The sequence below is a fragment of the Streptomyces sp. CA189 genome, from assembly GCF_056428985.1.
Genome location: NZ_JBWJVM010000001.1, coordinates 427,299 through 453,966, shown reverse-complemented (window position 1 = coordinate 453,966; position 26,668 = coordinate 427,299). Strand labels below are relative to the sequence as shown.

At 71.7% G+C, this 26,668-nt stretch carries 29 protein-coding genes; 19 read left to right on the top strand and 10 right to left on the bottom strand.

What is annotated here, in order from left to right; genetic code table 11:
* Positions 1–114: 114 nt before the first annotated feature.
* The 6 genes from AC061S_RS02170 (at position 115) to AC061S_RS02145 (ending at position 6,370) form a co-directional block, all read left to right on the top strand.
* A complete protein-coding gene (locus tag AC061S_RS02170) occupies positions 115–1,002 on the top strand; it encodes a hypothetical protein (RefSeq protein ID WP_478684059.1) in 888 nt (295 codons plus the stop codon).
* 150 nt (positions 1,003–1,152) lie between these two features.
* Positions 1,153–1,716: a hypothetical protein gene (locus tag AC061S_RS02165; RefSeq protein WP_478684058.1), complete on the top strand. Its 564-nt coding sequence runs from the start codon at positions 1,153–1,155 to the stop codon at positions 1,714–1,716.
* A gap of 125 nt (positions 1,717–1,841) precedes the next feature.
* Positions 1,842–3,824, top strand: coding sequence for a C1 family peptidase (locus AC061S_RS02160; protein ID WP_478684057.1), 1,983 nt, complete (start codon positions 1,842–1,844; stop codon positions 3,822–3,824).
* Positions 3,825–3,862: 38 nt separating this feature from the next.
* Positions 3,863–4,174: a protease inhibitor I42 family protein gene (locus AC061S_RS02155; RefSeq protein ID WP_478684056.1), complete on the top strand. Its 312-nt coding sequence runs from the start codon at positions 3,863–3,865 to the stop codon at positions 4,172–4,174.
* A 67-nt stretch (positions 4,175–4,241) separates the two neighbouring features.
* The gene (locus AC061S_RS02150; protein ID WP_478684055.1) at positions 4,242–4,901 is read left to right on the top strand and encodes a GntR family transcriptional regulator; all 660 of its coding nucleotides are present in this window, start codon (positions 4,242–4,244) and stop codon (positions 4,899–4,901) included.
* On the top strand, positions 4,898–6,370 hold the full coding sequence (locus AC061S_RS02145) for an MFS transporter (RefSeq protein WP_478684054.1): 1,473 nt from the start codon (positions 4,898–4,900) through the stop codon (positions 6,368–6,370). Before AC061S_RS02150 ends, AC061S_RS02145 begins: the two co-directional genes overlap by 4 nt.
* A gap of 202 nt (positions 6,371–6,572) precedes the next feature.
* Here AC061S_RS02145 and AC061S_RS02140 read toward each other — a convergent pair whose 3' ends face one another.
* Together AC061S_RS02140 and AC061S_RS02135 are read right to left on the bottom strand one after the other, a co-directional pair.
* Positions 6,573–7,562, bottom strand: coding sequence for an AraC family transcriptional regulator (locus tag AC061S_RS02140; protein WP_478684053.1), 990 nt, complete (start codon positions 7,560–7,562; stop codon positions 6,573–6,575).
* A gap of 40 nt (positions 7,563–7,602) precedes the next feature.
* A complete protein-coding gene (locus AC061S_RS02135) occupies positions 7,603–8,433 on the bottom strand; it encodes a maleylpyruvate isomerase family mycothiol-dependent enzyme (protein WP_478684052.1) in 831 nt (276 codons plus the stop codon).
* Between the two features lie 171 nt (positions 8,434–8,604).
* Here AC061S_RS02135 and AC061S_RS02130 point away from each other — a divergent pair, with 171 nt between their 5' ends.
* Complete coding sequence (locus AC061S_RS02130; protein ID WP_478684051.1) at positions 8,605–9,384, top strand: carbon-nitrogen family hydrolase; 780 nt, start codon at positions 8,605–8,607, stop codon at positions 9,382–9,384.
* A gap of 178 nt (positions 9,385–9,562) precedes the next feature.
* A complete protein-coding gene (locus AC061S_RS02125) occupies positions 9,563–10,255 on the top strand; it encodes a hypothetical protein (protein ID WP_478684050.1) in 693 nt (230 codons plus the stop codon).
* A gap of 40 nt (positions 10,256–10,295) precedes the next feature.
* Here AC061S_RS02125 and AC061S_RS02120 read toward each other — a convergent pair whose 3' ends face one another.
* Positions 10,296–10,799, bottom strand: a complete 504-nt coding sequence (locus AC061S_RS02120; RefSeq protein ID WP_478684049.1) for an LURP-one-related/scramblase family protein — start codon at positions 10,797–10,799, stop codon at positions 10,296–10,298.
* Positions 10,800–10,831: 32 nt separating this feature from the next.
* Here AC061S_RS02120 and AC061S_RS02115 point away from each other — a divergent pair, with 32 nt between their 5' ends.
* Together AC061S_RS02115 and AC061S_RS02110 are read left to right on the top strand one after the other, a co-directional pair.
* On the top strand, positions 10,832–11,632 hold the full coding sequence (locus tag AC061S_RS02115) for a hypothetical protein (RefSeq protein ID WP_478684048.1): 801 nt from the start codon (positions 10,832–10,834) through the stop codon (positions 11,630–11,632).
* Between the two features lie 28 nt (positions 11,633–11,660).
* Positions 11,661–12,182, top strand: a complete 522-nt coding sequence (locus AC061S_RS02110) for a DUF4240 domain-containing protein (RefSeq protein ID WP_478684047.1) — start codon at positions 11,661–11,663, stop codon at positions 12,180–12,182.
* Here AC061S_RS02110 and AC061S_RS02105 read toward each other — a convergent pair.
* Positions 12,179–12,652, bottom strand: coding sequence for an SCO4225 family membrane protein (locus AC061S_RS02105; RefSeq protein ID WP_478684046.1), 474 nt, complete (start codon positions 12,650–12,652; stop codon positions 12,179–12,181). The genes AC061S_RS02110 and AC061S_RS02105 overlap by 4 nt on opposite strands.
* Before the next feature lie 154 nt (positions 12,653–12,806).
* The gene (locus AC061S_RS02100) at positions 12,807–13,361 is read right to left on the bottom strand and encodes a Uma2 family endonuclease (protein ID WP_478684045.1); all 555 of its coding nucleotides are present in this window, start codon (positions 13,359–13,361) and stop codon (positions 12,807–12,809) included.
* 72 nt (positions 13,362–13,433) lie between these two features.
* Between AC061S_RS02100 and AC061S_RS02095 the strand changes: the two genes are divergently transcribed.
* Positions 13,434–15,056: a recombinase family protein gene (locus AC061S_RS02095; RefSeq protein ID WP_478684044.1), complete on the top strand. Its 1,623-nt coding sequence runs from the start codon at positions 13,434–13,436 to the stop codon at positions 15,054–15,056.
* A 33-nt stretch (positions 15,057–15,089) separates the two neighbouring features.
* The gene (locus AC061S_RS02090; protein WP_478684043.1) at positions 15,090–16,925 is read left to right on the top strand and encodes an NHL domain-containing thioredoxin family protein; all 1,836 of its coding nucleotides are present in this window, start codon (positions 15,090–15,092) and stop codon (positions 16,923–16,925) included.
* A gap of 105 nt (positions 16,926–17,030) precedes the next feature.
* On the opposite strand, the gene AC061S_RS02085 is transcribed toward AC061S_RS02090, so the two are convergent.
* The 5 genes from AC061S_RS02085 to AC061S_RS02065 all read right to left on the bottom strand — a co-directional run bounded on the left by AC061S_RS02085 (position 17,031) and on the right by AC061S_RS02065 (position 21,852).
* A complete protein-coding gene (locus AC061S_RS02085) occupies positions 17,031–18,326 on the bottom strand; it encodes a M18 family aminopeptidase (RefSeq protein ID WP_478684042.1) in 1,296 nt (431 codons plus the stop codon).
* Positions 18,327–18,426: 100 nt separating this feature from the next.
* Positions 18,427–19,170 (bottom strand): hypothetical protein, encoded by a 744-nt coding sequence (locus tag AC061S_RS02080; protein ID WP_478684041.1) that lies wholly within the window; start codon positions 19,168–19,170, stop codon positions 18,427–18,429.
* 177 nt (positions 19,171–19,347) lie between these two features.
* Positions 19,348–21,174, bottom strand: coding sequence for an acyl-CoA dehydrogenase (locus tag AC061S_RS02075; protein WP_478684040.1), 1,827 nt, complete (start codon positions 21,172–21,174; stop codon positions 19,348–19,350).
* A 67-nt stretch (positions 21,175–21,241) separates the two neighbouring features.
* Positions 21,242–21,649, bottom strand: a complete 408-nt coding sequence (locus tag AC061S_RS02070; RefSeq protein ID WP_478684039.1) for an ATP-binding protein — start codon at positions 21,647–21,649, stop codon at positions 21,242–21,244.
* A complete protein-coding gene (locus AC061S_RS02065; RefSeq protein ID WP_478684038.1) occupies positions 21,646–21,852 on the bottom strand; it encodes a hypothetical protein in 207 nt (68 codons plus the stop codon). Before AC061S_RS02065 ends, AC061S_RS02070 begins: the two co-directional genes overlap by 4 nt.
* 119 nt (positions 21,853–21,971) lie before the next feature.
* Here AC061S_RS02065 and AC061S_RS02060 point away from each other — a divergent pair, with 119 nt between their 5' ends.
* From AC061S_RS02060 to AC061S_RS02030, 7 genes are all read left to right on the top strand, one after another.
* A complete protein-coding gene (locus AC061S_RS02060) occupies positions 21,972–22,823 on the top strand; it encodes a helix-turn-helix domain-containing protein (RefSeq protein ID WP_478684037.1) in 852 nt (283 codons plus the stop codon).
* The gene (locus AC061S_RS02055; protein ID WP_478684036.1) at positions 22,804–23,007 is read left to right on the top strand and encodes a DUF397 domain-containing protein; all 204 of its coding nucleotides are present in this window, start codon (positions 22,804–22,806) and stop codon (positions 23,005–23,007) included. Before AC061S_RS02060 ends, AC061S_RS02055 begins: the two co-directional genes overlap by 20 nt.
* Before the next feature lie 48 nt (positions 23,008–23,055).
* On the top strand, positions 23,056–23,523 hold the full coding sequence (locus tag AC061S_RS02050) for an SseB family protein (protein WP_243330916.1): 468 nt from the start codon (positions 23,056–23,058) through the stop codon (positions 23,521–23,523).
* A 23-nt stretch (positions 23,524–23,546) separates the two neighbouring features.
* Positions 23,547–24,506, top strand: coding sequence for an ArsR/SmtB family transcription factor (locus tag AC061S_RS02045; protein ID WP_478684035.1), 960 nt, complete (start codon positions 23,547–23,549; stop codon positions 24,504–24,506).
* A gap of 116 nt (positions 24,507–24,622) precedes the next feature.
* Positions 24,623–25,006 (top strand): hypothetical protein, encoded by a 384-nt coding sequence (locus AC061S_RS02040; protein WP_478684034.1) that lies wholly within the window; start codon positions 24,623–24,625, stop codon positions 25,004–25,006.
* Between the two features lie 2 nt (positions 25,007–25,008).
* The gene (locus AC061S_RS02035) at positions 25,009–25,368 is read left to right on the top strand and encodes a hypothetical protein (RefSeq protein ID WP_478684033.1); all 360 of its coding nucleotides are present in this window, start codon (positions 25,009–25,011) and stop codon (positions 25,366–25,368) included.
* A 187-nt stretch (positions 25,369–25,555) separates the two neighbouring features.
* Positions 25,556–26,554 carry a pirin family protein gene (locus tag AC061S_RS02030; protein ID WP_478684032.1) on the top strand — a complete coding sequence of 333 codons (999 nt, stop codon included), beginning with the start codon at positions 25,556–25,558 and terminating at the stop codon, positions 26,552–26,554.
* The last annotated feature ends 114 nt before the right edge of the window (positions 26,555–26,668 follow it).

The window sequence follows — 26,668 nt, the reverse complement described above, 5'->3', positions numbered from 1 at the left end:
TGCGGGGCCTGACGGGGTGTCGGTGAGTGGGCTGGGGCACGTCCCATGTCACGTCCCACGTCACGTCATGCTCCGGCACGTCCCATGTCGGGGCTCCTCGACAGGAGAGATTCGTTGCACCGCATCACGCGTTACACCGTCCCCGCTGCCCTCTGCCTGACCCTCCTGACCGCGTCCCCCGGTCTGGCGTCGGCGGCGGCGGAGTCGCCCGCGAAGCCGCAGGCCGCCGCCGCGTTCGTGGCGGCCGCGCCGGCCGGGAAGGCCATCCCCGGCACCGAGGCCCTGCTCGCGCAGGTGCAGTCGCTGGGCGGGGTCGGCGGGCTGCTCAAACCCGTCACCGATCTGCTGGCCGCCGTCCTGAAGTCCCCCGACGGCGAGATCCCGGAGGCGGACCTGGCCGCCTTCAAGGAGAAGATCGACGCCGCGATCGCGGAGCTGAAGAAGAGCCTGCCCGCCGCCCCGGCCCTCCCGGCACCGCTCCCGCCGGTGGACGCTCCCGCCCTCCCGGTTGACCCGCCGAAGCTGCCGGTCGAAGCCCCGAAGCTGCCCGTCGACGCCCCGAAGCTCCCGGTCGAGGCCCCGAAGCTTCCGGTGGACGCGCCGAAGCTGCCCGTCGACGCCCCGAAGCTCCCCGTGGAGGCCCCGAAGCTTCCGGTGGAGGCCCCGGCGCTGCCCGTCGAGGCGCCGAAGCTGCCCGTCGACGCCCCGAAGCTGCCCGTGGCGGCCCCCGTGCTCCCCGTCGCCGCCCACAAGGCCAGGCCCGCCGCAGGCCCGCTCGACCTGGCCACGGGTGCCATCGACAAGCTCAAGGGCTCCGTCGACGGCCTCACCAAGGCCGCCGGGCCCTGCGGTTGCTCCACCGACGCCAAGGCCAAGGCCACCGACGTGGTGACCGACCTGGTCGCCGCCCTCGTCGCCCTGCTCACCGGCCTCGGCCTCCCGGGCCTGCCCCCGCTCCCGGTCCCGGCCCCGCCGGTCCCGGTCCCGCTGCCCGTCCAGTAGCACCGCACCTGCCGCACCCCCGGCCCCGGCGCTGCCCGCCCCCAGCGGCAGCGCCCCGCCGGGTTGGTCGCCATCTCCCCCGCAGGGGGGAGGAACGCCTTGTGCCCCGGGTGGATGTGCGGAGCACTCGTGCCTCGGCAGGGTAAGGACATGCATCGACGCACCGCATCCACCGTGTCGTTCACCGGCCCGCCGCCGGCCGTCAGGCGGGCAGCGCTTGCGGGAGCCGTCGGCTGCCTGCCCTACGTGGCGATGAAGTTGTCCTGGTCGTGGGGCGGAACGGCCGGCAAACCGGCGGGCATGAGCATGGCCGAGGAATTCGCCAGGAACGGGGCTCCCCGGGTTCTCGTATGGCTGGAGGAACACGGGATCGACTTCACGGCCGTGGGCATCCTTCTGGGCATCACGCTCCTCGGAGCCCTCACCCGGCCATGGGGCCGGATCTTCCCGCGCTGGGTACCCGGGCTGCGCGGAGGGCGGGTCCCCCGATGGCTTCTCCTCGCACCCGGATGGGCCTCGGCGGTGGCCCTCACCCCCTACGGAGGCCTCGGCCTGGCGGTGATGGCGACCGGTGGGCTCTCCACGGCCAACCTGGCCGGCATGTCCCCGTGGGTCTTCGTCATCGGGTTCGTCAACTTCTTTTCCATGGGACTGTCCCTCGGCGTGTGCGCGCTGTCCTACCAGCGCCGGACCAAGCCGATGGCGCGGCACTGAACCAACCGCCACCACGCCGTGCGACCGCCGTGCCGCCGAGCGACCGTACGGACCCCCTTGACGCGCCCTCCGGGCAGGTGGACGCTCCCGGGGCTCGGATCCGTACGGTGCGTTGGGGGGCCGGAATGCCGGAGCAGTCGGAGGGGCGCGTCCAGACGGCGGGGGAGCTGCGGGCGCTGCTCGCGGCGTGCGGGGCGCGGTGGTCCGTGAGCGAGCACCTCGCCGACGGGGATCCCGTGCCGCGGCCCGCCCTGGGACTGGGGGCGAGCACGGCGGCGGCCGTCGAGCTGACCCCGGCCGGGGCCGCGCCGCCGGTGGATCTGCGGAGCCTCGTGGGCCGGGTCAGCGGCAATCCGCACCTCACCCGGCGCAGGACGGCGCACGGGCTGTTCCCCGGCACGGGCGCCGGTGCAGGCACGGGCACCGGTGCAGGCATGGGCACCAGCACCGGCAAGGCCACGGCCACGGGAACCGGGGCCCCCGCCGCCCGCCCCTCCGCCGTGGACTGGCGCAGCCGGTGGGGCCGGCCCTGGCTCACCCGGGTGAAGGACCAGGGCCCGTGCAGCGCCTCCTGGGCGTTCGGGGCGGCCGGGCTGGTGGAGTCGATGGCCCGCATCGAGCACCACGTATGGGCCGAGCGGTCCGAGGGGGACCTGCACGACGGGATGAAGGCCACCTGCGGGCAGACGGGCAGCCCCGAGGCCGCCCTCGACTGGATCCGGACCAACGGCGGACTCGCGGACCCGGGCTGCTGGCCGTACTCGCCGCCGCCGCCCGGCACCCCGGTCGACCGCCGGGAGGCCTGGCGGGCCGAGTACACCCCGAGCTGGGACCGCTCCGGGCGGACCGTCCGCATCACCGGGGGGCACGTCCGGCTCGGCGACGTGGAGCAGCAGAAGGTGTGGCTGGACACGGTGGGCCCGCTGACCGCCTGCTTCGACGTGTACGAGGACTTCTTCGGCCTCGGCTCCGGGGTCTACCACCGCACCAGCGACCGCCTGGCGGGCGGCCACTGCGTCCTGATCACCGGCTACGACGACGCGGCCGGCTGCTGGTTGTTCAAGAACTCCTGGGGCACCGGCCACCACGTGGGCGGCTACGGCCGGATCGCGTACGGCGAGGCGCGGATCGACGACTGGGCGAAGTGCGGGCTCCAGGACACCAACATCGACCCGTGGAGCAAGCGCCGGCTGCACACTGGCAACGTCTACGAGAGCGGCAACGGCCGCGCCCACCGCAACTTCGAGCTGGCGGCCCTCAGCGGAGCAGGCGGCTCCCTCCGCCACTGGTGGCGCGAGGGCGACGCCCCCTTCGCCTGGACCCCCGCCCAGAGCTTCGCCTCCGATGCCTCGGGCCAGCCCGCCTTCACGGGGACCACGTACAACCGGAACATGGAGTCGCTGCACGTCACCACCGGCGGCCGGCTGCGCCACTGGTACTACGAGCACTTCGGCGGCGCCTGGCGCGACGGCGGCGCCTTCGGCCCCGGCGACGCGGCGGTCGGCTCGACCCCGGCCTTCATCCAGAGCGACTACGGGGCGCCCGGCAACTTCGAGGTGGTCGTCCGCACCGCCGACGGCCGCCTGGGCCACTGGTGGCGGATCAACGGCGCCCCCTGGACCTGGAACGACGGCGGCCGCTTCGCCTCCGGCATCGCGCACTTCGGCCCGGCTCTGGTCCAGACCCGCGCCCGCCGCCTCGACCTGGTCGCCACCCGCACCGACGGCCGGATGCAGCTGTGGTGGCGCGACGACCCGAACGGGTTCGTCTGGCGCCCCGGCGAGGTCTTCGCCTCCGGCATCACCTCGGCGCCCTGCCTGATCGAGGCGCAGTACGGGGCGGCCGACGAGGACACCGCCGGGAACTACGAGCTGTGCGTGACGGGCGCGGGCGGCCGCGTCGAGCACTGGTGGCGCGGCAACGCGGGCGGCGCCGCCTGGCAGCGCTCCGCGGTCTTCGGCCACGACGTGCTGGCGGTCACCGGGATGCTCCAGGGCAGCTTCGGGTTCAACCTGGAGGTGATCGTCCTGCGCACCGACCGCCTGCTCCAGCACTACTGGCGCGACGGCGCCGGCTGGCACGAGGGGGCGGTGGTCGGCCCGGCCTGATTCTCCGCCGGGGCCGTCTCCACAGGAGAGGAGTCCGCGTGGAGGTGCGCGAGGTGGTGCTCGCGCCCGGTGAGCCGTACGAGCTGCGGCTCACCGGGCGCGGTGCGCGCGGCTACGTCTGGACCTGGCGGGTGACGGGCGACACGGACGCCGTATCGGTGGCAGAGGGGCCGCAGGCCGCCGCCGCGCCGGAGCCGCCGGAGCCGCCCCCCGGGGCGACGGTGGAGCGGGTGTACCTCGTACGGGGGCGGGTGGCGGGCCGGGCCAGGATCCGCTTCGCGCAGGTCCGTCCGCCGTATCCGGACGAGGCCGCGTACGACGAGTTCGTGCTGGACGTCACGGTGCGGTGAGGTCGGGCGAGGGTCCACATGGTGGACGGCCCCCGGGTTGCACCTCTGTTGTATCTATGCTGTGCGCATGCCGCCCGCCAGTACCGCCGCCACCACCGTGACCGCTGCCGAACGCGTCTACCGACACGTCAAGCAGGCCGTGCTCGACCGCCGCTACGAGGGCGGGGTGCTGCTGACCGAGGGCGAGCTCGCGGTCGCCGTCGGGGTCTCGCGCACACCGGTCCGCGAGGCGCTGCTGCGGCTGGAGACCGAGGGGCTGCTGAAGCTGTACCCGAAGAAGGGCGCCCTCGTCCTCGCCGTCTCCGCCCAGGAGATCGCCGACGTGGTCGAAACCCGGCTGCTGGTGGAGGAGTTCACCGTCCGCCGGGCGGTGCCCGCCCCGGCCGGGCTGCTGGAGCGGCTCGCGGAACTGGTCGAGGAGCAGCGCCGGCTCGCCGCCGCGGGCGAGCTCGGCGCGATGATCGCCGCCGACCGGGCCTTCCACGCGGAGATCGTGCGCAGCGCCGGCAACCAGATCCTCTGCCGCCTCTACGACCAACTGCGCGACCGCCAGCTCCGCATGGGCGTGGCCCTGCTGCACGCGCACCCCGAGCGGGTGGAGCGGACGCTGGCCGAGCACCAGGAGATCCTCGACGCCCTGCGCGCGGGCGACGCCGACACGGCCGCCGCGGCCGTACGGGCCCACGTGAGCCGGGTCGGGGAACTGGTGCGGGGGTCCGCCCGATGAGCTCCGCCCCCGCCGCTTCCCCCGGGACGACGGTCTTCAAGGACCCTCCCCCAGACTTCGTCCGGGGGGACCCCCAGGGCGGCCGCAAGGCGGTGCTCGTCTGGTCGATCGGCGTCGCCGTCTACTTCGTGGCGGTCATCTTCCGCACCAGCCTCGGCGTCGCCGGGCTGGAGGCCGCCGACCGCTTCCACGTGAACGCCTCGGCGCTGTCCGCCTTCTCCCTGCTCCAACTGCTGGTCTACGCGGGCATGCAGATACCCGTCGGCCTGATGGTGGACCGCCTCGGCACCAAGAAGGTGCTCACCCTCGGCGCCGTGCTCTTCACCGCCGGCCAGATCGGCTTCGCGCTCTCCCCCTCCTACGGGATGGCCCTGGCGGCCCGCGCGCTGCTGGGCTGCGGGGACGCCATGACCTTCATCTCCGTGCTGCGGCTCGGCACCCGCTGGTTCCCGGCCCGCCGGGGCCCGCTGATGGCGCAGTTGGCCGGCCTGGTCGGGATGGCCGGCAACCTGATCTCCACGCTGGTCCTGGCCCCCGTGCTGCACGGGGTCGGCTGGGTGCCCGCGTTCGCGGGCAGCGCGGTGGCGGGACTGGTCGTCATGGTCCCGCTCGTGCTGTTCCTGCGCGACCACCCGGAGGGACACGAGCCCGCGCCGCGGGCGGCCGGCGGGGCGGGGGGCTCCGGCGCGGGGGGATACGTACGGCGCCAGATCGCCGACTCCTGGCGGGAGCCGGGCACCAAGCTCGGCCTGTGGGTGCACTTCACGACGCAGTTCCCGGCGATGGTGTTCCTGCTGCTGTGGGGCATGCCGTTCCTCGTCGAGGCCCAGGGGCTCTCGCGGACCACCGCGGGCGGGCTGCTCACGCTGGTGGTCGCCTCGAACATGGCGCTCGGCCTGGTCTACGGCCAGATCGTCGGCCGCAGGCAGTCCTCCCGGATCCCGCTCGCCCTGGGCACGGTCGGCCTCACCGCCCTCCTCTGGGGCTCCGTCCTGGCCTACCCCGGGGACCACGCGCCGATGTGGCTGCTGGTCGTGCTCTGCCTGGTGCTGGGCACGTGCGGGCCGGCGTCGATGATCGGCTTCGACTTCGCCCGGCCCGCCAACCCGGCGGAACGTCAGGGCACCGCCTCCGGAATCACCAACATGGGCGGTTTCATCGCCTCGATGACGACCCTCCTGGTGGTGGGCCTGCTGCTCGACGCCACCGGGGACAACTACCGCATCGCGTTCTCGTCGGTCTTCGTCCTGGAACTCCTGGGCCTCGCCCAGATCCTGCGCCTGCGCGGCCGCGCCCTGGCCCGCGAACGCGAGCGTGCGGGGACGGGTGCGGCGCCCCCGGCCCTCCACATACCCCCGCAGTCCGGGTCGGTCACCCCACCGGCCCCGGTCCCGGCCGCCACCGCCGTGGCCGCCTCCGGGGCCGGCGCCCCCGTCGGCACCCCTGCCGACCCGCGGCCGGCCCGGTGACGTCCGGTGCCGGCCCGGCATGCGCGTAGGCCCCCGTACCGCGGAGGACGGGACCGGGCGGGACAGACCCCCGTCCTTTCCCACCCATCCGTCCGTCCGCTCCGCGGAGTCGGGTTCCGGCCAACGCGTGCCGAGCCTATGAGGGCTCCGCGCGGCGGCGTGTGCACTGCGCGCAGGGACCGTTGACAATCCGCGCAGCGGGCTAGATCGGGGGCCCGACTGTGCTCCCGGCCGCGGCCTCCTCCACCGCCGCGCGGCGGAACTCGCTGGGACTGGCCCCGTACGTATCGCGGAACAGGCGGCTGAACACCGAGGCGGTGGTGAATCCCCAGCGCACGGCCACGGTGTGGACGGGGACGGTGAGCTGCCCCGGGTCGGCGAGGTCCTCGCGGCAGCGCTCCAGCCGGCGCCGCCGGATCGCGGCCGCGACGCTCTCCCCGCGCTCCCGGAACAGGAGCTGGAGCCGGCGCAGCGAAAGGCTGTGCCGGGCGGCGACCTCGGACGGGTTCAGCTCGGGATCGCCGAGGTTGTGCCCGATGAAGGTGTCGATCCGGGCCAGCAGCGCCCGGGTCCGGCTCTCCTCGGACAGCTCGTCCTCGGCCCCGATCTGCGCGGCGAGGCAGGCGCCGGCCAGGTCGAGGGCGACGGAGCCCAGCTGTTCCAGCTCGGCGGGCGCGCACTCCTCCCCGTGCGCGGCCAGGGAGCGCATGTACTGCGCGAGGATCGCCCCCATTCCCCGGTCGGCGGGGATCCGCTCGGCGAGCACCCGGTCCACCCGGTCCGACCGCAGCGGGAGCGCGGTGCGGGGGAGCGAGAGGATCACGGCCCGGACCGGCTCCGTGCCAGGGACGGCCGACTCGAAGGGGTGCGAGGTGTCCCACAGCACCAGGTCCCCCGAGAACGGCCCCGATTCGTGCCGGTTCTGCGCGATCCACATGGACCCGCTGGTCACCAGCCCCAACTGGTACTGCTCGGGGTCGCTGCTGCGGACGTGCGCCGCCGTGCGCCGGGCGCGCAGCGGGGCGTAGCCGAACTTCGACACCTGCACGGAGCCCAGGTCCAGCACGGCGGCCTCCGCCCGGAAGTCCCCCGCGTGCTCGCTCCTGATGGACGTCGACACCAACTGCTGCGCCACCACGTCGGAAAACCAATCGAACCGGTCCGCTGCCGGTACGGCAGCGGACGACACCACGGACCACACCAAGGTTTCTCCGGCCTACGGAGTCACGGAGTCACGGAGTCACGGAGAAGTGGGCCAGGATGGCCTCGGCCAGCGCCGGGTCGCCCTCCACCTTCACCCGGTCGGCCACCGTGTGCGCGCGCACCCGGCCGGCCGCGAGGCGTACGTACGTCTCCCAGTCCAGGGTCAGCGTCACCGCGGGCCCCAGCGAGGGGGCCTTGTCGATGGTGCCGCGGCCCTCCGCGTCGACCCGTACGGTCCGCATGAACTCCAGCGCCCCGTGCACGTCGATGACGACGGCCGAGTTCGCGGGCGCGCCCGCCTTCTTCGCGACCACCTTCGGGAGCCCGGAGAGCAGGACGTCCCTGGCCACGTAGGCCCCCGGCGAGTCCCAGTTCCCCGGTGCCCCCAGGGCCGCCCGCAGGTCCTGCTCGTGGATCCACACGTCGAACGCGCGCAGCCGCAGCGAGTGCTCCAGGGTGGCCGGCTCGCCCAGCGGGCCGCGGACCATCGTGTCCGGATCCCGCTTCTCGTTCCGCAGCTGCCGGGAGCGGCGGATGATCGTGTACTCCAGCTCGGAGGTCATCTCGGGCGCGGTGTGGTGCCGCCGCACGTCGACCTGCACTTCCATGTACCGGGAGAACTCGTCGACCACGTGCCGCAGGTCCCGCGGCAGGGTGTGGATCGGCCGCGGGTCGCCCAACTGCTCGCAGTCGATGCCGATGACGTGGGAGACGACATCGCGCACGGACCAGTTCGGGCAGGGCGTCGCCCGGTTCCACTCGCCTTCCGTCAACGGAAGGACCAGCTCGGATATCGCCTCGACGGAGTGGGTCCACGCGTCGGCATAGGGCTGAAGGCTGGGATGCGGATGGACGGTCAACGGGACCCCTAGCGTGCTGATCATTGGCCTGTTGGCGCGTTGGCTCATTGGCGCGTTCTGGAAGCGTGTGCAATGGCTTCAAAACTACGCTGCCGGTGAGCACCCCGGCAGTGCTTTCGTGTGACGATCGTAGGCCCGAGTTGACGGCTTGAAAGCCAGGACGGTGGTACTGTGCGCGCTTCCCTGATCCAAATCGCGGTGAATGATGGGGAGTCGGTGGTTTCCCGCCGCTCCCGTGCCGCTGACCTCGTGCGCGAACAGTCCGGCTCGGACCTCGTCGTCCTGCCCGAGCTGTGGACCGTGGGCGCCTTCGCCTACGAGCAGTTCGAGACGGAGGCCGAGCCGCTGGACGGACCGACCTACGGGGCCATGGCCGCGGCCGCCCGCGACGCCGGCGTCTGGCTGCACGCCGGCTCCTTCGTGGAGCGCGCGGGCGACGGCTCGCTCTACAACACCGCGCTCGTCCTCTCCCCGACGGGCGAGCTCGCCGCCACGTACCGCAAGATCCACCGCTTCGGCTTCGACCAGGGCGAGGCCGTCCTGATGTCCGCGGGCGAGTCCCTGACCACGGTCGCCCTGCCGGAGCAGACCCTCGGCCTGGCCACCTGCTACGACCTGCGCTTCCCGGAGCTGTTCCGCGGCCTGGTCGACGCCGGGGCGACGACGCTGGTCGTCTCCGCGGGCTGGCCGGCCCGCCGCCGGGGCCACTGGACGCTGCTGAACCGGGCCCGTGCCGTCGAGGACCAGTCGTACGTCCTCGCGTGCGGGACGGCCGGCACCAACGGGGGCGTGGAACAGGCCGGCCACAGCCTGGTCGTGGACCCGTGGGGCGAGGTCCTGGCGGAGGCGGGCCCGGGGGAGGAGATCCTGACGGTGGACCTCGACCCGAAGAAGGTCGCCGAGACCCGCGAGCAGTTCCCGGCCCTGAAGGACCGCCGCCTGGGCCTCTGAGCCCGCCAAAGGGCCCGCCGCACGTGCGTGCCGACGGCGGTGCTTTACTCGGCGGGAGCCCTCCGGGGACGAGGACACGGACGGGGTACGGCGCATGACGGACGGAACGACGGACCCGGAAGCGAGACCGGTGGCGGGACCGGTGGCGGGATGGGAACCGAGACCGGTGGCGGGATCGGTGGCGACGCTTTCGGCGCGTGCGGAACCGGCGGAAGCAGTCCCGGCGGAACGCGTCCACTGGCTCCAGCGCTCGACGGCCGGCCTCGCCATCCTCCTGGCCGCCGCCCCGGCGGCCTGGGCGATGGGGTCCCCGCTCGGTGTGGTCATGATCTTCTCCCTCATCGCCGGCACCTGGACCTTCTTCGTCCGGGACCTCGCGGACTTCCGTCTCCTGTGCCTCGGCTTCGGTGTGGGCGGGATCCTCATGGGCATCGTGCTGGGCATCTTCGGCATGTTCCCGCTGATCCCGCCGGCGATCGTGCTGCTGCTGGCCCGCTCGGCCGATCCGCGCCGCCGCCCGGACATCGCCGCCGTGTGCGCGTTCGCCGCCGCGCTGGTGACCGCGACGGTGGTGATCGTCGTCGGCTGGCTGGCGTACGAGACCTGGCTGCGGCCCTCGCACGCCTACTTCGTGGACATTCCCAGCTCCCTGTACAGCGACGAAGGCGTCCCCAGGGTGGACCTCCGGCTGCACGGAGTGAAAAGTGTCCATCAGTCGTTCGTCGATCCCGTGACCCGCGTGGAGGTGACGTACGACGAGAGCCTCACCGGACCCGAGCGCGCCGCCCTGCGCGCCGCCCTGCGCGAGGCCCTCACGGCCATCCCCGGCGCGGGCCCGCTCAAGGACTGCGGCCGCGGCCAGTGCGACTGAGCGGACAGTGCGACTGAGCGGACAGCGCGACTGAGCGGGGCTACGGCTCGCCCGGGCCCTCCCGCTCCTTCTCCGCCATCCGGATGACGCACACCGCGACGGCGATGAGCAGCGAGGCGTCGGCGTCCTCGCGGACCACGTCGACGGCGTACGTCTCGCGGATCCGGTACCACTGGCGGGAGATCAGGGCGAGCAGCTCCCCCTCGTACTCGACCTTGAACTCCCGGTCGAGGATCCGCCCGCTGACATCGAGCTCGGTGCCCTCGTTGAGCGTGACCAGGTAGTGGTTGCGCAGCAGCGAGAGCCGCTTCTTCCGGATCACCGCGAGCCGCCGCTCGTCGCGCTCCAGCGTCATCGCGTCGCGCAGGGCGAAGAGCTTCTCCCGCAGCGTGATGAGGATCCGCCCGTCGGGATCCTTCAACTCCAGGGTGTCCCGGAACCGCAGGGCCTTCCCGTCGACGAGGAAGGCGTGCCGGCCGTCCTCGTCCTCGATCCAGTAGTCGTCGCCGACGGCCAACATTTTGTCCCGTACCAGGTATTTCACGCCCTCATCGCTGCCCGCGATAGGTTCCGGTCATGCCACTCCTCTACGTGACCGACCTGGCGTACCCGGCGCGCGGCCGCCGCTACGGCGACGAGGACGTCTTCCTCACCGCACGCCTGCGCGAGCACTTCCCGCTGGCCCTCTGCCACCCCCTGGACGCGGAGGCCCTCCTCCCGGCCTTCGACACGGTCGTCGTCCGCAACAGCGGCCCGGTCATCCACCACCAGGAGGCCTACGACTCCTTCCGCGCGGCCGCCCTCGCCGCCGGCACCCGCGTCTACAACCCCCTGACGGGCCGCGGCGACATGGCGGGCAAGCAGTACCTCGTCGACCTGACCGCCTCGGGCCACCCGGTCATCCCGACGATCGACGACCCGGCGCACCTCTCGGTGCTCCCGTCCTCCCCCTCGTACGCGGTGAAGCCGAAGCAGGGAGCGGACTCCATAGGCCTGACCTTCACCCCGCACCCGGACTGCGCCCCGGGGGAGTTCCTGATCCAGCCCCGCATCGACTTCTCCTACGAAGTCTCCTTCTACTTCGTGGACGACACCTTCCAGTACGCCCTGTACGCCCCCGACCCGGCCCGCCGCTGGGAGCTGATCCCGTACGACCCCACCCCCGCGGACCTCTCCTTCGCCCGCGCCTTCATCGACTGGAACACCCTCACCCACGGCATCCAGCGCGTGGACGCCTGCCGGGCCCCCTCGGGCGACCTCCTCCTGGTCGAACTGGAGGACCTCAACCCGTACCTCTCCCTGGACCTGCTCCCCGCCGAGGTCCAGGACGCCTTCGTCACCGCCCTCGTCCGCTCCCTGCACAGCTTCGAAGCCTGATGTCAGACCCGGCTGCGAGCCTCGGGGCATGGACACGCAGACGTTCTGGAAGCTGATCGAGACGGCCCGCGCGCAGGCGGAGCCGGACCAGGTGGCCCGGCGCGCGGCCGCGCTGCTCGCCGAGCACCCCGCGGCGGAAGTGGCGGCGGCCCAGCAGGTGCTGTGGGACCTCCTGGCGGAGTCCTACCGGGCCCCGCTCTGGGCCGCGGCCTACCTGATCAACGGCGGCTGCTCGGACGACGGCTTCGACTACTTCCGGGGCTGGCTCCTCACCCAGGGCGAAGCGACCTTCGCCGCCGCCCTGGCGGACCCGGACTCCCTGGCGGACCACCCCGGGGTCCGCGCGGCGGCGGCCGGGGGCGAGTACCTGGAAGACGAGAGGGCCCTGTCCATAGCCTGGACCGCCTACGAGACCGCCACGGGCCACGCTCTCCCGTCGGGCTCCTTCACGATCACGTACCCGCCCCTGGACCCGTCCTGGGACTTCGACTTCGACGACCGCGAGGAGCTCGCAACCCGCCTCCCGAGCCTGGTCGCCCTCTTCGCCTAGCCCTGCGCGCCCCTGGCGGCGGTGCGCAGCCGCGCCACGTAGCGGAGCATGGCCCAGATCGCCGCGGCGTTGACCAGGGCGCTGAACAGGACCGCGCCGTAGAAGCCGAACTCGGCCCCCATGTCGAGCTTGCCGTCGTAGGACGTGTCCGGTGCCACCCAGTCCGAGGGCGGGGCGGACTCCGGTGCGAACGCCGTGGGCGGCGGCTCGGGCGGCGGCTGCGAGCCCTCGTAGACGGGCCCCTCGACCGGGGCCGACTCGTCCAGGGCGTCCGCCGCGGGTCCGAAGGACATCATCAGGATGAGGCTGACCGGGGCCGTGGCCAGGATCGGCAAGGCCGGGAACATCCCGATGTCCCCGGTCCGGCTGCCGACCGCGACGTAGACCAGCATCGCGACCACCAGCGCCAGGTACGCACCGGGCACCCACATCTCAGCCTTCGACCAGCGCCGCACCATGACGTTCCCCATTTCCCGTTCTGTGTTCCGCTTCGTTCGTTCTGTTGCCAGTCTCGAAGCTGCCGGGTCCCGCCACCTGAGTACGCCTACTCATCCTGTACCGCCCTGCGTACCTGGTCAGAGCCGTGCGGGGCCGGGCACGGGGGACACCGCAGGACGTATCGCCTCAGAGCCCGCTGGTGTCGAGGTCGATCCCGAACGGCTCCGGGAGGCGCACCGGGGTCCCGAAGGGATGGGGCCCGTCGACCTCGGTGTACCCGAGCCGCCCGGGCCCGGAGAAGAGGGTGACGGTCTGCGCCGTCCGGTCGACGAGGAGGTAGAGCGGTGCCCCGTACTCCGCGTACCGCTTGCGCTTGACGACGCGGTCGGTCTCGTCGCTCGCGGCCGAGGTGACTTCGACGACCAGGAGGGTCTGGTCGGGGAGCAAGGCCCCGGCTCCCCGCGCCAGTGCGCTGGGGACCACGGCGAGGTCCGGGACGTACCAGTTCAGCGAGCCCGGCAGGTCGAGGTCGCCGGAGCCGGCCATGCACCCCAAGGCCTCGACCGCATCCGACAGCCGGTCCCGCAGGACGCTCCGGGCACGCTCGTGACCCCAGTCGGCCGGCACGTAGTCGACGACCCCTTCGAGTACCTCGGCCCGCTCCCCGCGGAACCGCTGCACGGCGTACCCCAGCGCGTGCTCGGGGTCGATGCCCTCGCTGTAGTCGTGCGCGGTGGTCATGCGGGACGCCTCCTTCGCTGCCTGCCCGCCCAGCGTCCCACGGGCTCCCGCCCGGCGTCGTCACTCCGAGGAGTGCCCTTCGCCGACTGCGAGGGCAGATCACTATCCTCGATTTTCGGATTTCCTGAACCAATGTGTGCACTCCTCGCTAGCGTGGGGACGTGCACCAACACCACTGCTGACCTGTACTTGCGTCTGTCCCTTGACCGGGAGGGCAAGACTGCGATCGACCGCCAGGAAGCCGACTGCCGGGCGTGGGCGGAGCGCAACGGACTGACCGTCCGCAAGGTCCACATCGACCGTGGACGCTCCGGCTACAAGAACGTCAGCCGCAAGGGGTTCGACGCGGCGATGACAGCCGTCACGGCCGGAGTCGTGGCCGTTCTGGTCGTCTGGAAGCTCGACCGGCTGTCCCGCAAGGGCATCGGAGAGGTCGGCAAGGCGCTGGACGACATAGGCCGGGTCGGCGGACGGCTGGTCTCCGTCATGGACGGGCTCGACACGCAGAACGACAGCGCCCGCGTCGCCCTCGCGATGCTGGCGGAACTCGCGCGCAACGAGTCGCGCAATCTCGGAATGCGTGTCGGCAGCGCAAAGCGATATCTGCGGCAACGGGGGCAATGGATCGGCGGGCAGCCGCCCTATGGGCTCCTGGTGGACCGGGAGACGAAGAAGCTCGTCCACGACCCCGAGACTGCCGTCTACGCCCGGCTGATAGCCGACGAAGCACTGTCCGGGAAGGCGCTCGTCCACATCGCCCGGCTGCTGAACGAGCACGGGGTGGAGTCGGCCCGTGGAGGCGAGTGGAACTCGTCCAGCGTCATGCAGCTCCTTCGGTCACCGACCTTCGCCGGTCTCATGCCGCAGACCGAGTGCGAGGAGCAGCCGGACGGGACACGCACATACATGAACCGGGTCTCTCCCTACCGGGATCCGGAGACGCTCGAAACCGTGAGCATCGGTGAGGGGATCATCACGGTCGGGGAGCGTGAGCTCATCCTCCGCCAGCTCGAAGCGCGCACGTTTCCTCTGGCGGGGAAGCGACACGGTCACAAGCAGGGCAAGTCACTGCTCACCGGGATGGCGCGATGTGGCCTCTGTGGGGCCCGGATGAGCAAGGCAGGCACGTCGTACCAGTGCTCCAACTACCGGATGGGGCGAGGATGCTCCGGTGTCTCGGCTCGGGTGGGGAGCATCGACGACTACGTGACCCGGGCGTTCCTCTCGCACTTGCCGTCCCTGGAGCCTCAGGACCCGCTGCTCGCTGTGATCAACGATCGCTGGGTGCAGAGGGAGGATCCGGAGACGTTCGCGAAGCGGGACGCGATCGAGGCGGAGATCGCGGACGAGAAGGTTCGTCTGGCGGACTTGGAGGAGGCCAGGTACGTCCGCGGCGAGTTCGCCGACGCTGACGCGGTCGACCGGTACAACCGGCTCGCCGGACGACTTCGTACCCGGATCGAGGGGCTCTGCGCAGACCTGCTGCGGATGCCCACCCCTTCCGTGGACATCTCTCCGCTCATGGACGCCGGCCTGCTACGGGAAGCTTGGGACGCCGACGATGCGGCCGGAAGACGTGAACGCCTTGGCCTCGCCATCGATCGAGTGGAAGTCCGACGAGGGAGGGTGGGGGTGAGGTTCGACGGTGACGAGCGTTGCCGGATCGTCTGGGCCGACGGCACCGTACAGCCGTGATCTGGTGTTCATGGCCAATGGCAAGCTTGAAGTATGAACGATGCTGCCCCGGCGCCCACCTCTGCGCCCGCGCCCCGCCGTGCCCGTGTCCGTGCCCCCGAGCTGATCGGCAAGGGCGGATGGATCAACACTGGCGGGAAGGACCTGAAGCTCGCCGACTTTCGAGGTCGCGCATTGATCTTGGATTTTTGGACCTTTTGCTGTGTGAACTGCCTCCACGTGCTCGACGAGTTGCGCGAGCTGGAGGAGAAGCACCGCGACACCGTCGTGATCGTCGGGGTGCACTCGCCGAAGTTCGTGCACGAGGCCGAGCACTCCGCCGTCGTGGACGCCGTCGAGCGGTACGGGGTGCACCACCCCGTGCTCGACGATCCCGAGCTCGCGACCTGGAAGCAGTACGCCGTCCGCGCCTGGCCCACGCTCGTGGTGATCGACCCGGAGGGGTACATCGTCGCGCAGCACGCCGGCGAGGGGCACGCGCACGCCCTCGCGAAGCTCGTGGAGGAGCTGGAGGCCGAGCACGAGGCCAAGGGGACGCTGCGCCGCGGGGACGGGCCGTACGTGGCGCCCGAGCCGGTGGCGGGGGACCTGCGGTTCCCCGGGAAGGCGCTCGTACTGCCCTCCGGGAACCTGCTCGTCTCCGATACGACCCGGCACCAGCTGGTGGAGCTGGCCCCCGACGGGGAGAGCGTCGTACGGCGCGTTGGCGGCGGGGAGCGGGGGTTCGGGCCGGAGGCCTTCAGCGAGCCCCAGGGGCTGGCGCTGCTGCCCGACGGGTCCGTGGTCGTCGCCGACACCGTCAATCACGCGCTGCGGCGGTTCGACCCCGCGACCGGGGCCGTGGAGACCGTCGCCGGGACCGGGCGGCAGTGGTGGCAGGGGTCGCCGACCTCAGGGCCGGCCCTCGACGTCGACCTGTCCTCGCCGTGGGACGTGGCCTGGTGGCAGGGCAAGGTGTGGATCGCCATGGCGGGCGTCCACCAGCTGTGGACCTGGGACCCGGAGAGCGACACCGTGGCCGTCGCCGCGGGGACGACCAACGAGGGGCTGCACGACGGTCCGGCCGCCGAGGCCTGGTTCGCCCAGCCGTCCGGGCTCGCGGCCACGGAGGACCGGCTGTGGATCGCGGACTCCGAGACGAGCTCACTGAGGTACGCGGAGGTGGGCGACGGCGGCTATGACATCCGTACCGCCGTCGGGTCCGGCCTCTTCGACTTCGGGCACCGGGACGGCGACGCCGCCCAGGCGCTGCTCCAGCACCCGCTCGGCGTCACCGCGCTGCCCGACGGGTCGGTCGCGGTGTGCGACACGTACAACCACGCCCTGAGGCGGTACGACCCCGCCACCGGGCAGGTCACCACCCTCGCCACCGACCTGCGCGAGCCCAGCGACGCCGTGCTCGTCGGGGACGACATCGTGGTCGTGGAGTCGGCCCGGCACCGGCTGACCCGGCTGCGGCTTCCCGAGGAGGCCGTACGGGTGGACGCGGTCGCCCACCGCACGCGGCGGGCCGCCACCGAGGTGGGCCCCGGCACGCTCCGGCTCGACATCGTCTTCCAGGCGCCGAGCGGCCAGAAGCTCGACACCCGCTACGGGCCCTCCACCCGGCTCCTGGTCTCCTCGACGCCGCCCGAGCTGCTGACGGCGGGCGAGGGGGCCGGGACCGACCTGTTCCGGGAGCTCGCGCTGAACCCGGAGCTGACCGAGGGCGTCCTGCACGTCTCCGCGATGGCGGCCTCCTGCGACGACGACCCCGAGAACGAGTACCCCGCCTGCCACGTCCACCAGCAGGACTGGGGTGTGCCGCTGAGCATCACCGCCGGCGGCGCGACCCGACTGCCGCTGGTGCTGGCGGGGATGGACGACTGAGCGACGCCACTGCACTGCGACTGAGTCGCCGCGCCGCGACAACGACCGTGCCCGCCGGGGGAGATCCCCCGGCGGGCACGGTCATGACGGTGTGGTGACGCGGGTTCAGTTCTCCAGGAACGCCAGCATCACGTTGGCCAGCAGGTACGGGTCGTCCGCCCCGCACAGTTCGCGGGCGCTGTGCATGGAGAGGATCGCCACGCCGATGTCGACCGTCTGGATGCCATGGCGGGCGGCGGTGATCGGGCCGATCGTCGTGCCGCACGGCATCGAGTTGTTGGAGACGAAGGTCTGCCACGGGACGCCGGCGCGCTCGCAGGCGTTCACGAACACCGCCCGGCCGCTGCCGTCGGTCGCGTAGCGCTGGTTGACGTTGACCTTCAGGATCGGGCCGCCGTTGGCGCGCGGGTGGTGCGACGGGTCGTGCCGCTCCGCGTAGTTGGGGTGCACGGCGTGGCCGGTGTCCGAGGAGAGGCAGATCGCGCCGGCGAAGGCCCGCGCGCGGTCCTCGTAGGTGCCGCCGCGCGAGAAGACTGAACGTTCCAGCACGTTGCCCAGCAGGGGCCCGTCCGCGCCGGTGTCCGACTGCGAGCCGTTCTCCTCGTGGTCGAAGGCGGCCAGGACCGGGATGTGGTCGAGGTTGGCGGCGGTGGAAGCGGCGGCCAGGGCCGCGACGCCCGCGTGGACCGACAGCAGGTTGTCCATGCGCGGGCCCGCGAGGAGTTCGCGGTCGCGGCCCAGGTAGGCCGGGGGCTCGATCGAATGGACCATCAGGTCCCAGCCGGCCACCGAGCCGCGGTCCAGGCCCTCTTCGTCCTCCAGGAAGGCGATCAGGTCGCCCTCGTGGACGTCGCCGAGGCCCCAGATCGGCTGCATGTGCCGCTGCTTGTCGAGCTTGAGCCCGTCGGTGTTCACCGACCGGTCCAGGTGCACGGCGAGTTGGGGCACGCGCATCAGCGCACGGTCGATGTTGACGAGCCGTTCGGTGCCGTCGAGCAGGGTCAGCCGTCCGGCCAGGCCCAGGTCGCGGTCGAGCCAGGTGTTGAGCAGGGTGCCGCCGTAGATCTCCACGGCGATCTGCCGCCAGCCCTGGGTGCCGGTGTCGGGCAGCGGCTTGACCCGGAGGTTGGGGGAGTCGGTGTGCGCGCCGATGATCCGGAACGGGGTGTGCGCGGCCGCGCCTTCGGGCACGTACCAGGCGATGATCGCGCCCCCGCGGAGTACGAACTTGCCTCCCGTGCTCGCGTCCCACGCGTCGGTCTCGGCCAACTGCCTGAATCCGGCCTTCTCCAGCCGCTCGGCCGCGTTGGCCACGGCGTGGTACTGCGACGGACTCGCCGCCAGGAAGGTCATCAGGTCGTCGGTGTGGCCGCGGTCGAAGCGGGCGGCGGGAGAGCTCATGTAGTTCACCTTAACGACGGTCGTGTTCGTCATGGCCGGACTGCGGCGGATAGCCGGAGGATGGGGCCGCGGGCGGGTGGCCCGGGCGCCCGGAGCCTGGTCAGCCCGGCGGACGGTCGAAGCGGCGCTGCAACTGTCTGCGCTCGCCCCGGCGGATGCGCGGGAGCATCTCCGGGGTCTGCGCGGAGCGCTGCGCGCGCCTCTTGCGTCCGGCGCAGAAGATACAGGCCTCACCGGGCGGGGCGTCGGGATCGATGGGTGCGCCGGGGTGCTCGGAGCAGCCCGAGGCGTTGCGCGGCCGGGACAGTTCGCGGGCCACGATGAAGGCGCGGTGCAGGTCGTCGGCCATCGCGACGAAGTCGTCGGGGGGCGAGGACAGGCTCAGGTGGAAGCGCCGCTCCTCGACCGTGCGCAGGCGGGTCTGCAGCGCCTGGAGCGTGTACGGGGGCTCGGGCACCGGGTACCCGAGCCGGCGCTGCTCCCCGGCGGGCGGGGTGGCGGCGGACGCGGCCCGGGCGCCCTGCGCGCGCAGTCCGAGGCGGCGCCGGTCGTTGCAGATCAGGCAGCGCCCCCAGCCGTCGGGCGCCTCGGGGTCCAGCGCGCCGTTGGGGTGCTCCGGGCAGCCGGTGTAGCTCTTGGCGGGGGCGAGCCCGGCGGCGGTCTGGAAGGCGGTGTAGAGGGCGTCGGCCACCGATTCGTACTCGGTGGGGTGGGCGCCCTCGTAGAGCTCCTTGAGGTGGTCTCCGAGGCTGCCCACGGCGGACTGCAGCTCCTTGAGGGCATAGGGGCGCCCGGTCGGGACCGAATACCCCCTGCTGCCGCGCTGCTGCTCCTGTGGACTCATACCCACGAGCGTCCCACGAACCACCGACATCCCGGGAACCCCGCAGCCCACAGGCGGTACGGGGCTGCGCGGGGGAGCTGGCGCCGCGCGCACGCCGACGGCCGGGCCCCCGTGCGGAGGACCCGGCCGTCTGCGCGTACGTACACCGCGTACAGCTGGGGGATGGGTGCCGAGGACTTAGAAGGCGGCCTCGTCGAGCTCCATCAGGGTGTTGTCGACGGCCTCGGCGAGCGCGCGGGCCACCGAGACGCCCGGCAGGATCTGGGAGGCGAAGAACTTCGCCGCCGCGATCTTGCCGGTGTAGAACGGCACGTCCTTGGCGGAGGCGGTCGGCAGCTTCTCGGCGGCCACGGCCGCGCCCTTGAGGAGCAGGTAGCCGACGACCACGTCACCGGAGGCCATCAGCAGCCGGGTGGTGTTCTGGCCGACCTTGTAGATGTTCTTGACGTCCTCGCCGGTGGCGGTGAGGTCGACGATCATCTGGCCGACGATGGCCTCCAGGTCGACGGCCGCCTTGGCGAGCGCGTCGCGGGCCGGGGCGAGGTCCTCGCCGCCGGGGCCCTCGGCCAGGAACTTCTTGAACGTCTCGGAGAGGACGTTCAGGGCGGCGCCCTGGTCGCGGACGATCTTCCGGAAGAAGAAGTCCTGGCCCTGGATGGCCGTGGTGCCCTCGTAGAGGGTGTCGATCTTGGCGTCGCGGATGTACTGCTCGATCGGGTATTCCTGCAGGTAGCCCGAGCCGCCGAAGGTCTGGAGCGACTGCGCGAGCTGCTCGTAGGACTTCTCCGAGCCGTAGCCCTTCACGATCGGCAGGAGCAGGTCGTTCAGCCCGACCAGGGACGCGGTGTCCTCGCCGGCGGCCTGCTTGACCTGGATCTCGTCCTGGATTGAGGCGGTGTACAGGACCAGGGCGCGCATGCCCTCGGCGTACGCCTTCTGCGTCATGAGCGAGCGGCGCACGTCGGGGTGGTGCGTGATGGTGACCTTGGGGGCCGCCTTGTCCATGAATTCGGCCAGGTCCGGACCCTGCACGCGCTCCTTGGCGTACTCCAGCGCGTTCAGGTAGCCGGTCGACAGGGTCGCGATGGCCTTCGTGCCGACCATCATGCGGGCGAACTCGATGATCATGAACATCTGGCGGATGCCGTCGTGCTTGTCACCGATCAGCCAGCCCTTGGCGGGGTGCTGGTCGCCGAAGGTCATCTCGCACGTGTTGGAGGCCTTGAGGCCCATCTTGTGCTCGACGTTCGTCGCGTAGACGCCGTTGCGCTCGCCCAGCTCGCCGGTCTCCCAGTCGAAGTGGAACTTCGGGACGAGGAAGAGGGACAGCCCCTTCGTGCCCGGGCCGTGGCCCTCGGGGCGCGCGAGGACGTAGTGGAGGATGTTCTCCTCCATGTCGTGCTCGCCGGACGTGATGAAGCGCTTCACGCCCTCGATGTGCCAGGAGCCGTCGGCCTGCTCGACCGCCTTGGTGCGGCCGGCGCCGACGTCCGAGCCGGCGTCCGGCTCGGTGAGGACCATGGTGGAGCCCCAGCGCTTCTCCACCGCGAGCGCGGCGATCTTCTTCTGTACCTCGTTGCCCTCTTCGAAGAGGACGCCGGCGAACGCCGGACCGGAGGAGTACATCCACACGGCCGGGTTCGCGCCCAGGATCGTCTCGGCGAAGGCCCAGATCAGCGAGCGGGGCGAGGTGGTGCCGCCGATCTCCTCGGGCAGGCCCAGGCGCCAGTACTCGGAGTCCATGAAGGCCTTGTAGCTCTTCTTGAAGGACGCCGGGACGGGCGCGGTGTTCGTCGCCGGGTCGAAGACCGGCGGGTTGCGGTCGGCGTCCTCGAAGGAGGCGGCCAGCTCGTTCTCGGAGAGCTTGGCGATCTCGCTGAGGATCGTCTTGGCGGTCTCGGTGTCCATCTCACCGAACGGGCCAGTGCCGTACACGTTGTCGCGGCCGAGTACCTCGAAGAGGTTGAACTCGATGTCGCGGAGATTCGACTTGTAGTGCCCCATGGCGACGGCTCCGTTAAGGCTCGGTGAGAGTGGTTCCTCGTGCATACCAATCGGTAACGTAATGATGCTACCCGCGGGTAATAACGGCAACCCTTCCGTGGTGACTGTGACCAGGGTCAAGTTCGAGCTCGCACCAGACGGTCTTGCTCCCCGGGCCCTGGATGACCCCCCATCGCGGCGCGAGCGCGTCGAGCAGAGCTAGGCCGCGGCCGGATTCCTCGTCGTCGGCCGCCTGCCGCAGTACGGGCCGTGCGTGCGGGTCGGAGTCGGTGAGCTCTACCCGCGTACGGGCTGCCCTTCCGGTGATCCGCAGCGTGACGGGCGTGCCGGTGCCCAGGTGGGTGAGGGCGTTGGTCAGCAGCTCGCTGACGCAGAGCTCTACGTCGGGGCTGCCCAGGTGTTCCCGTACCGCGTGGCGGGCCAGGGGGATGGCACCGGGGGTGACCAGGAGGCGGAGCGTGAGGTCGCTGTTCATGGCATGGCCAGGGCGTCGGCCAGGCGCTGCGCGGTGGCGGGGTTGCAGTTGCCGAGGGCGATGAGGGGCGGATTCGCGTACCGCCCGGCGTAGGAGAGGAGGTGGAGGTCGAGGGAGGGGAGGGTGATGCCGTGTGTGGCGAGTGCGGCGCGGAGGTTGTCCAGGGCCTGGGTCGCCTCGTGGTCGTGGGGGTGGTCGCTCATGGTGGGGTCGGCCTTTCGCAGCGGGGAGTGACGAACCGCTCACAGCGTGGCGCTGCCCGGCGTACCGTTGGAAGGGTTTCGAGTTCCGCTGGACAAGTGGCAAATGGCGGTGGTGGGTTGTGCCCGCTCGTAAGGACCCGGACGCATCGGCGAATGTGCCGTCCTTCTATGGCGCCGAGCTGCGCTACAAACGGGAATCCGCAGGCCTCACGCTGGAACAGTTGGCGGAGGGCAGCTTCAGGGGGGTGCCGTTCCTGAGCCAGATCGAGCACGGCGAGCGCCGGATGCCGCCGGACCTTGCCCGGCACGTGGACGGGAAGCTGGGGACGGACGGGTTTTTCGAGCGCCGCTGTGAAGATGCGCGCAAGGCGAAGCAGTCCGGGCATGCGGAGTACTTCGCGGACGTCGCGGAGATGGAGCCGTTTGCCGAGACGATTGAGGAATGGGCTCCGATGCTCGTGCCGGGGCTGTTGCAGACGGAGGCGTACGCGTCGGCCGTGATCCGGGCCGGGATGCCCTGGCTGCCGCCGGAAACCGTCAGCAAGCAGATCGCCGCACGCATCCAACGAGCGGTGCTCTGGGAGCGGGAGGTGCGCCCGGCGTTCTGGGTGATCCTTGACGAGTCGCTGATCCGCAGGCCGCTCTTGGGGCCGGAGGCGATGGCGGAGCAGCTGGACCACATCGCGCGCGTGGTGCGTTCCACGCAGAGCATTCTGCAAGTCCTTCCGGAAACGGCTTCAGCCCACCCGCTCATGATGGGCATGATCAAGGTCATGGCCTTCCCGGATGCGCCACCGCTCGTGTACACGGAGGGGCTGCACAGCGGGCAACTCATCGACTATCCGGCGCTCGTGAAGGACTACCGCAGGTCGTACGATCTGCTCAGGGCTGCCGCGCTGTCACCTGGGGCGTCCCTGGCGAGGATCGACGCAGCTGCAGAGGACTTCCGAAATGGCAAGCACCGAGATTGACTTGACGTCCGCCTGCTGGCGCAAGAGCAGCTACAGCAACGCGAGCGGTGGCGACTGCGTCGAGGTCGCCGACGGGCTCGCCGGGACCGTCCCCGTCCGGGATTCCAAGGTGCAGGGCGGGCCCGTCCTCATGATCGGGGCCACCGCCTGGGCGGGCTTCGTTACGGGGCTGAAGTCCCACTGACCGGAACTCGTCGTCCCGGCGGGCCACCGCCTCGGTAGGCTTCGGGCCATGTACGGCTACGACCAGAACGTGAGCGCGGGGCAGCAGGGCGGCTACGCCCAGCCCCAGCAGGGCTACGCGCAGCAGCAGCCTCAGCAGCCGCTGTACCCCGAGCCCTCGCCGCCCTCCCTCGCGGACGCGGTACGCGCCTTCACGACCGGGTCGCTGTCCGCCGAGGACTTCCAGCAGATCTTCGCCTCCTCGAAGGTCTACTGCCCGCGCGGCGACACCCCGGGATTCCTCGCGCTGCACAACACGCAGCAGCCGGTCATCCCGATGTTCACCACGCTCAAGGAGCTGCGCCGGTACGCCGGCAAGGAGTCCAAGTACTTCGTGATCACCGGCGCCGAGGTGATCGACCTGCTGCCCACCGGCTACGGCTTCGTCCTCGACATGGAGGGCGACCACCGGATGGTCTTCGACGCGAAGGCGGTCGAGCAGATGGTCGACTTCGCCATGCGCCGCATGTACGGCTAGGTACACAGGGCCCGGGGGCGGACATGCTGCGCGTGCACTTCGAGGCCGAGGACCTGCTCAACGTCACCTTCGCGAGCGAGCCCCTGCCCCTGGTGGAGCTGGCCCTCGCGCTCGTCGCGGCGCAGCGTACGGACCAGCAGGCGGTTTTCGGCCGTTGGCGGAGCCTCGCCGCGCGGGACCTGCCGGGGCGGGTGCGGCCGCTGTTCGACCTGCTGCGGCCCGACGGGGACAACCCGCACTTCGTGGAGCCGTACGCGCGGAGCCTGGAGGAGGGCCTCAGCGTCATCCGGGACCGGGTCCCCTTCCTCACCCCGGAGGGGCTGGCCCGCGCGGCCACCCGTGCGCCCGGGTCCCCGTCCTGGCTGCGCGCCCTGTGGGGCCAGGACCGGGAGGCCTGGGAGCAGCTCGACTCCGCGATCCGGTCCGCGTACGACGTGCTCATCGCCCCGCACTGGCCGCGGATCCGGCAGTCCTTCCAGGCGGACGTGGCCTGGCGGACCCGGCTGCTGGCCGCGCACGGGATCAAGGCCTGCCTGGCCAGCACCCACCCGGCGGCCGACTGGTCGGGCCTGGTCTTCGAGGTGGGCCGGCCGCCGGACTACGAGGTCCGGCTCGGCGGGCGCGGGCTGGTGCTGATGCCCTCGCCGTTCTGGACGGGCCGCCCGCTGCTGGACGACACCCCGGACGGGACGTACGTACTCCTCTACCCGGCGCTGACCCCCCTGCCGCTGGTGTCCCCGGACCGGGCGGACGGCGCGCTGGACGCGCTGCTGGGGCGGACCCGGGCGGCCGTGCTGCAGCTGCTGATCGAGCAGCGGACCACGTCCGAGCTGGCCCGGGACCTCGACATCAGCCTCCCGTCGGTCTCGGAGCACACCCGCACCCTGCGCGCGGCCGGCCTGATCACCACGGCGCGGGACGGCAAGGCGGTCCTGCACTCCGCGACGGCGCTGGGCGTGGACCTGCTCCACAGCGGCGGCTGAGCGCAGGTTTCGGCGGTACCCGAAAGGATCGCGGCGGTGGTGGCCGCGGGCCGAGAGTGGGCGCAGCGGGGAGCTGGAAGCACGGGGGCCCCCGCCTCATCCACTAGGAGGCATTGATGGCTCGTACGCGTACATCCATCCGCACGAAGGTGACCATGTCTGCGCTCGCGGGGGTGCTGGCGCTGGGTACGGGGGTCCTGGCGGCGGGCCCGGCGCAGGCGGCCGACTCCTTCGGCTGCCCGTCCGGCGCGGTCTGCATCTACAAGGGCACGAACTGGTACGAGCCGGTGCCGTGGAACCAGAGGTACACGAGCGCGGGCGTGCACCAGCTCTACAACCAGGAGGGGCAGCACATCGTCTACAACAACCAGACGGGCGGCTGGACGGTGAAGCTGTGCCGCAACAGCAACGGCACCGACTGCCTGCCCAAGATGCGCCCGGGCGACGGCTGGCCCGAGAACCTGTCGCCCATCAACTCCATCGTGATCGCGACCTGGTAGCCGTGCGACGCGGGATCGCCAGGGCGGGGGCGGCGCTCGCGCTCGCCCTGGGCGCGGTGGTCACGGTCGGCGTGGCGGGGGCCGAGGCGGCCGTGCCGGTGCAGGGGTGCCCGCCGGGCACTGCCTGCCTCTACGCGGAGGGCGGGGGCTGGTCGGGGGGCCGGCCGTCGCTCGTGCTGCAACCCGGCTCCGCCTACTTCTTCCACTCCTATGCCGGGTCCCTCCGGGTGCTCAACAACCGTGACACCGGCCTCGTGCGGGTGTGCGGCCTGGCCACCGGTACTCCCAGCGGGTGCGTGGAGATCCTGCCCCACGGCTGGGCGGACGTCCTGGCGCCGAACACGATCGCGGTCATGTACTAGGACTGGTGCGGGTACGTCCGTCCAGCCGCGCGGATCGTCACGCGGCAGGGACGGTGTCGGTGGCGGGCGCTGGTGCCCGGTCGGATCCTGAGACCCCGGGGGAATTCCCCCGGGGTCTTCTCTGTTCTGTCGGGTGGCAGAAAGTTCGGGTTTCAACTAAACTCGACGCCAGAAGGAGGTTCCGACCATGCCTGCAGTGACTGTGGAGAACCCGTTGACGCTCCCGCGCGTCGGGGAGCCGGCCCAGGAGACGACCGCCCGCAAGGTGCTGGCCGTCACGACCGCCCCGGGTGGCTTCGAGGGTGAGGGATTCCCGGTGCGCCGTGCGTTCGCCGGGATCAACTACCAGTACCTCGACCCGTTCATCATGATGGACCAGATGGGCGAGGTGGAGTACGCGCCGGGCGAGCCCAAGGGCACCCCCTGGCACCCGCACCGCGGCTTCGAGACCGTCACGTATCTGATCGACGGAACCTTCGTCCACCAGGACAGCAACGGCGGCGGCGGAGTCATCAACGGCGGCGACACCCAGTGGATGACCGCGGGCAGCGGCCTGCTGCACATCGAGGCGCCGCCGGAGTCGCTCGTGCTGTCCGGCGGGCTCTTCCACGGCCTCCAGCTGTGGGTGAACCTCCCCGCCTCCGACAAGATGATGCCCCCGCGCTACCAGGACATCGGCGGCGGCCAGGTTCAGCTGCTGTCCACCCCGGACGGCGGCGCCCTGCTCCGCGTGATCGCCGGCGAGCTGGACGGCCACGAGGGGCCCGGCATCACCCACACCCCGATCACGATGATCCACGCGACGGTCGCACCCGGCGCGCAGATCACCCTCCCGTGGCGCGAGGACTTCAACGCCCTGGCGTACGTACTGGCCGGGCGCGGCTCGGTCGGCGAGGACCGGCGGCCGATCCAGACCGGGCAGACCGCGGTCTTCGGCGAGGGCGGCTCGCTGACCCTGCGGGCGGACGAGGGTCAGGACTCCAGCGCCCCCGCGCTGGAGATAGTCCTGCTCGGCGGGCAGCCGATCCGGGAGCCGATGGCGCACTACGGGCCGTTCGTGATGAACAGCAAGCACGAGCTGCAGCAGGCGTTCGACGACTTCCAGGCGGGCCGGCTGGGCCGCATCCCCACCACCGCCCGCACCGGCCTCGGCCACCGCGGCACGGGCGAGGCCGACACCGAGTAGGAGGCCGGGGTCCGACCTCGGCGTGAGTACGTCAGCACGTCAGCACGTCAGTACCTCAAGTACGTCACCGGCCGGCCGGGCGCGAGCCCGGACCGGCCGGGGTGTTGGTGCCAC

What these genes read in the sequence shown, in the direction of transcription:
- AC061S_RS02165 (WP_478684058.1), top strand. Translation starts at nt 1,153, where the DNA reads ATGCATCGACGCACCGCATCCACCGTGTCGTTCACCGGCCCGCCGCCG.
- AC061S_RS02160 (WP_478684057.1), top strand. Translation starts at nt 1,842, where the DNA reads ATGCCGGAGCAGTCGGAGGGGCGCGTCCAGACGGCGGGGGAGCTGCGG.
- AC061S_RS02150 (WP_478684055.1), top strand. Translation starts at nt 4,242, where the DNA reads ATGCCGCCCGCCAGTACCGCCGCCACCACCGTGACCGCTGCCGAACGC.
- AC061S_RS02145 (WP_478684054.1), top strand. Translation starts at nt 4,898, where the DNA reads ATGAGCTCCGCCCCCGCCGCTTCCCCCGGGACGACGGTCTTCAAGGAC.
- AC061S_RS02115 (WP_478684048.1), top strand. Translation starts at nt 10,832, where the DNA reads ATGCCACTCCTCTACGTGACCGACCTGGCGTACCCGGCGCGCGGCCGC.
- AC061S_RS02110 (WP_478684047.1), top strand. Translation starts at nt 11,661, where the DNA reads ATGGACACGCAGACGTTCTGGAAGCTGATCGAGACGGCCCGCGCGCAG.
- AC061S_RS02105 (WP_478684046.1), bottom strand. Translation starts at nt 12,652, where the DNA reads ATGGGGAACGTCATGGTGCGGCGCTGGTCGAAGGCTGAGATGTGGGTG.
- AC061S_RS02100 (WP_478684045.1), bottom strand. Translation starts at nt 13,361, where the DNA reads ATGACCACCGCGCACGACTACAGCGAGGGCATCGACCCCGAGCACGCG.
- AC061S_RS02090 (WP_478684043.1), top strand. Translation starts at nt 15,090, where the DNA reads ATGAACGATGCTGCCCCGGCGCCCACCTCTGCGCCCGCGCCCCGCCGT.
- AC061S_RS02085 (WP_478684042.1), bottom strand. Translation starts at nt 18,326, where the DNA reads ATGAGCTCTCCCGCCGCCCGCTTCGACCGCGGCCACACCGACGACCTG.
- AC061S_RS02080 (WP_478684041.1), bottom strand. Translation starts at nt 19,170, where the DNA reads ATGAGTCCACAGGAGCAGCAGCGCGGCAGCAGGGGGTATTCGGTCCCG.
- AC061S_RS02075 (WP_478684040.1), bottom strand. Translation starts at nt 21,174, where the DNA reads ATGGGGCACTACAAGTCGAATCTCCGCGACATCGAGTTCAACCTCTTC.
- AC061S_RS02070 (WP_478684039.1), bottom strand. Translation starts at nt 21,649, where the DNA reads ATGAACAGCGACCTCACGCTCCGCCTCCTGGTCACCCCCGGTGCCATC.
- AC061S_RS02065 (WP_478684038.1), bottom strand. Translation starts at nt 21,852, where the DNA reads ATGAGCGACCACCCCCACGACCACGAGGCGACCCAGGCCCTGGACAAC.
- AC061S_RS02055 (WP_478684036.1), top strand. Translation starts at nt 22,804, where the DNA reads ATGGCAAGCACCGAGATTGACTTGACGTCCGCCTGCTGGCGCAAGAGC.
- AC061S_RS02050 (WP_243330916.1), top strand. Translation starts at nt 23,056, where the DNA reads ATGTACGGCTACGACCAGAACGTGAGCGCGGGGCAGCAGGGCGGCTAC.
- AC061S_RS02045 (WP_478684035.1), top strand. Translation starts at nt 23,547, where the DNA reads ATGCTGCGCGTGCACTTCGAGGCCGAGGACCTGCTCAACGTCACCTTC.
- AC061S_RS02040 (WP_478684034.1), top strand. Translation starts at nt 24,623, where the DNA reads ATGGCTCGTACGCGTACATCCATCCGCACGAAGGTGACCATGTCTGCG.
- AC061S_RS02030 (WP_478684032.1), top strand. Translation starts at nt 25,556, where the DNA reads ATGCCTGCAGTGACTGTGGAGAACCCGTTGACGCTCCCGCGCGTCGGG.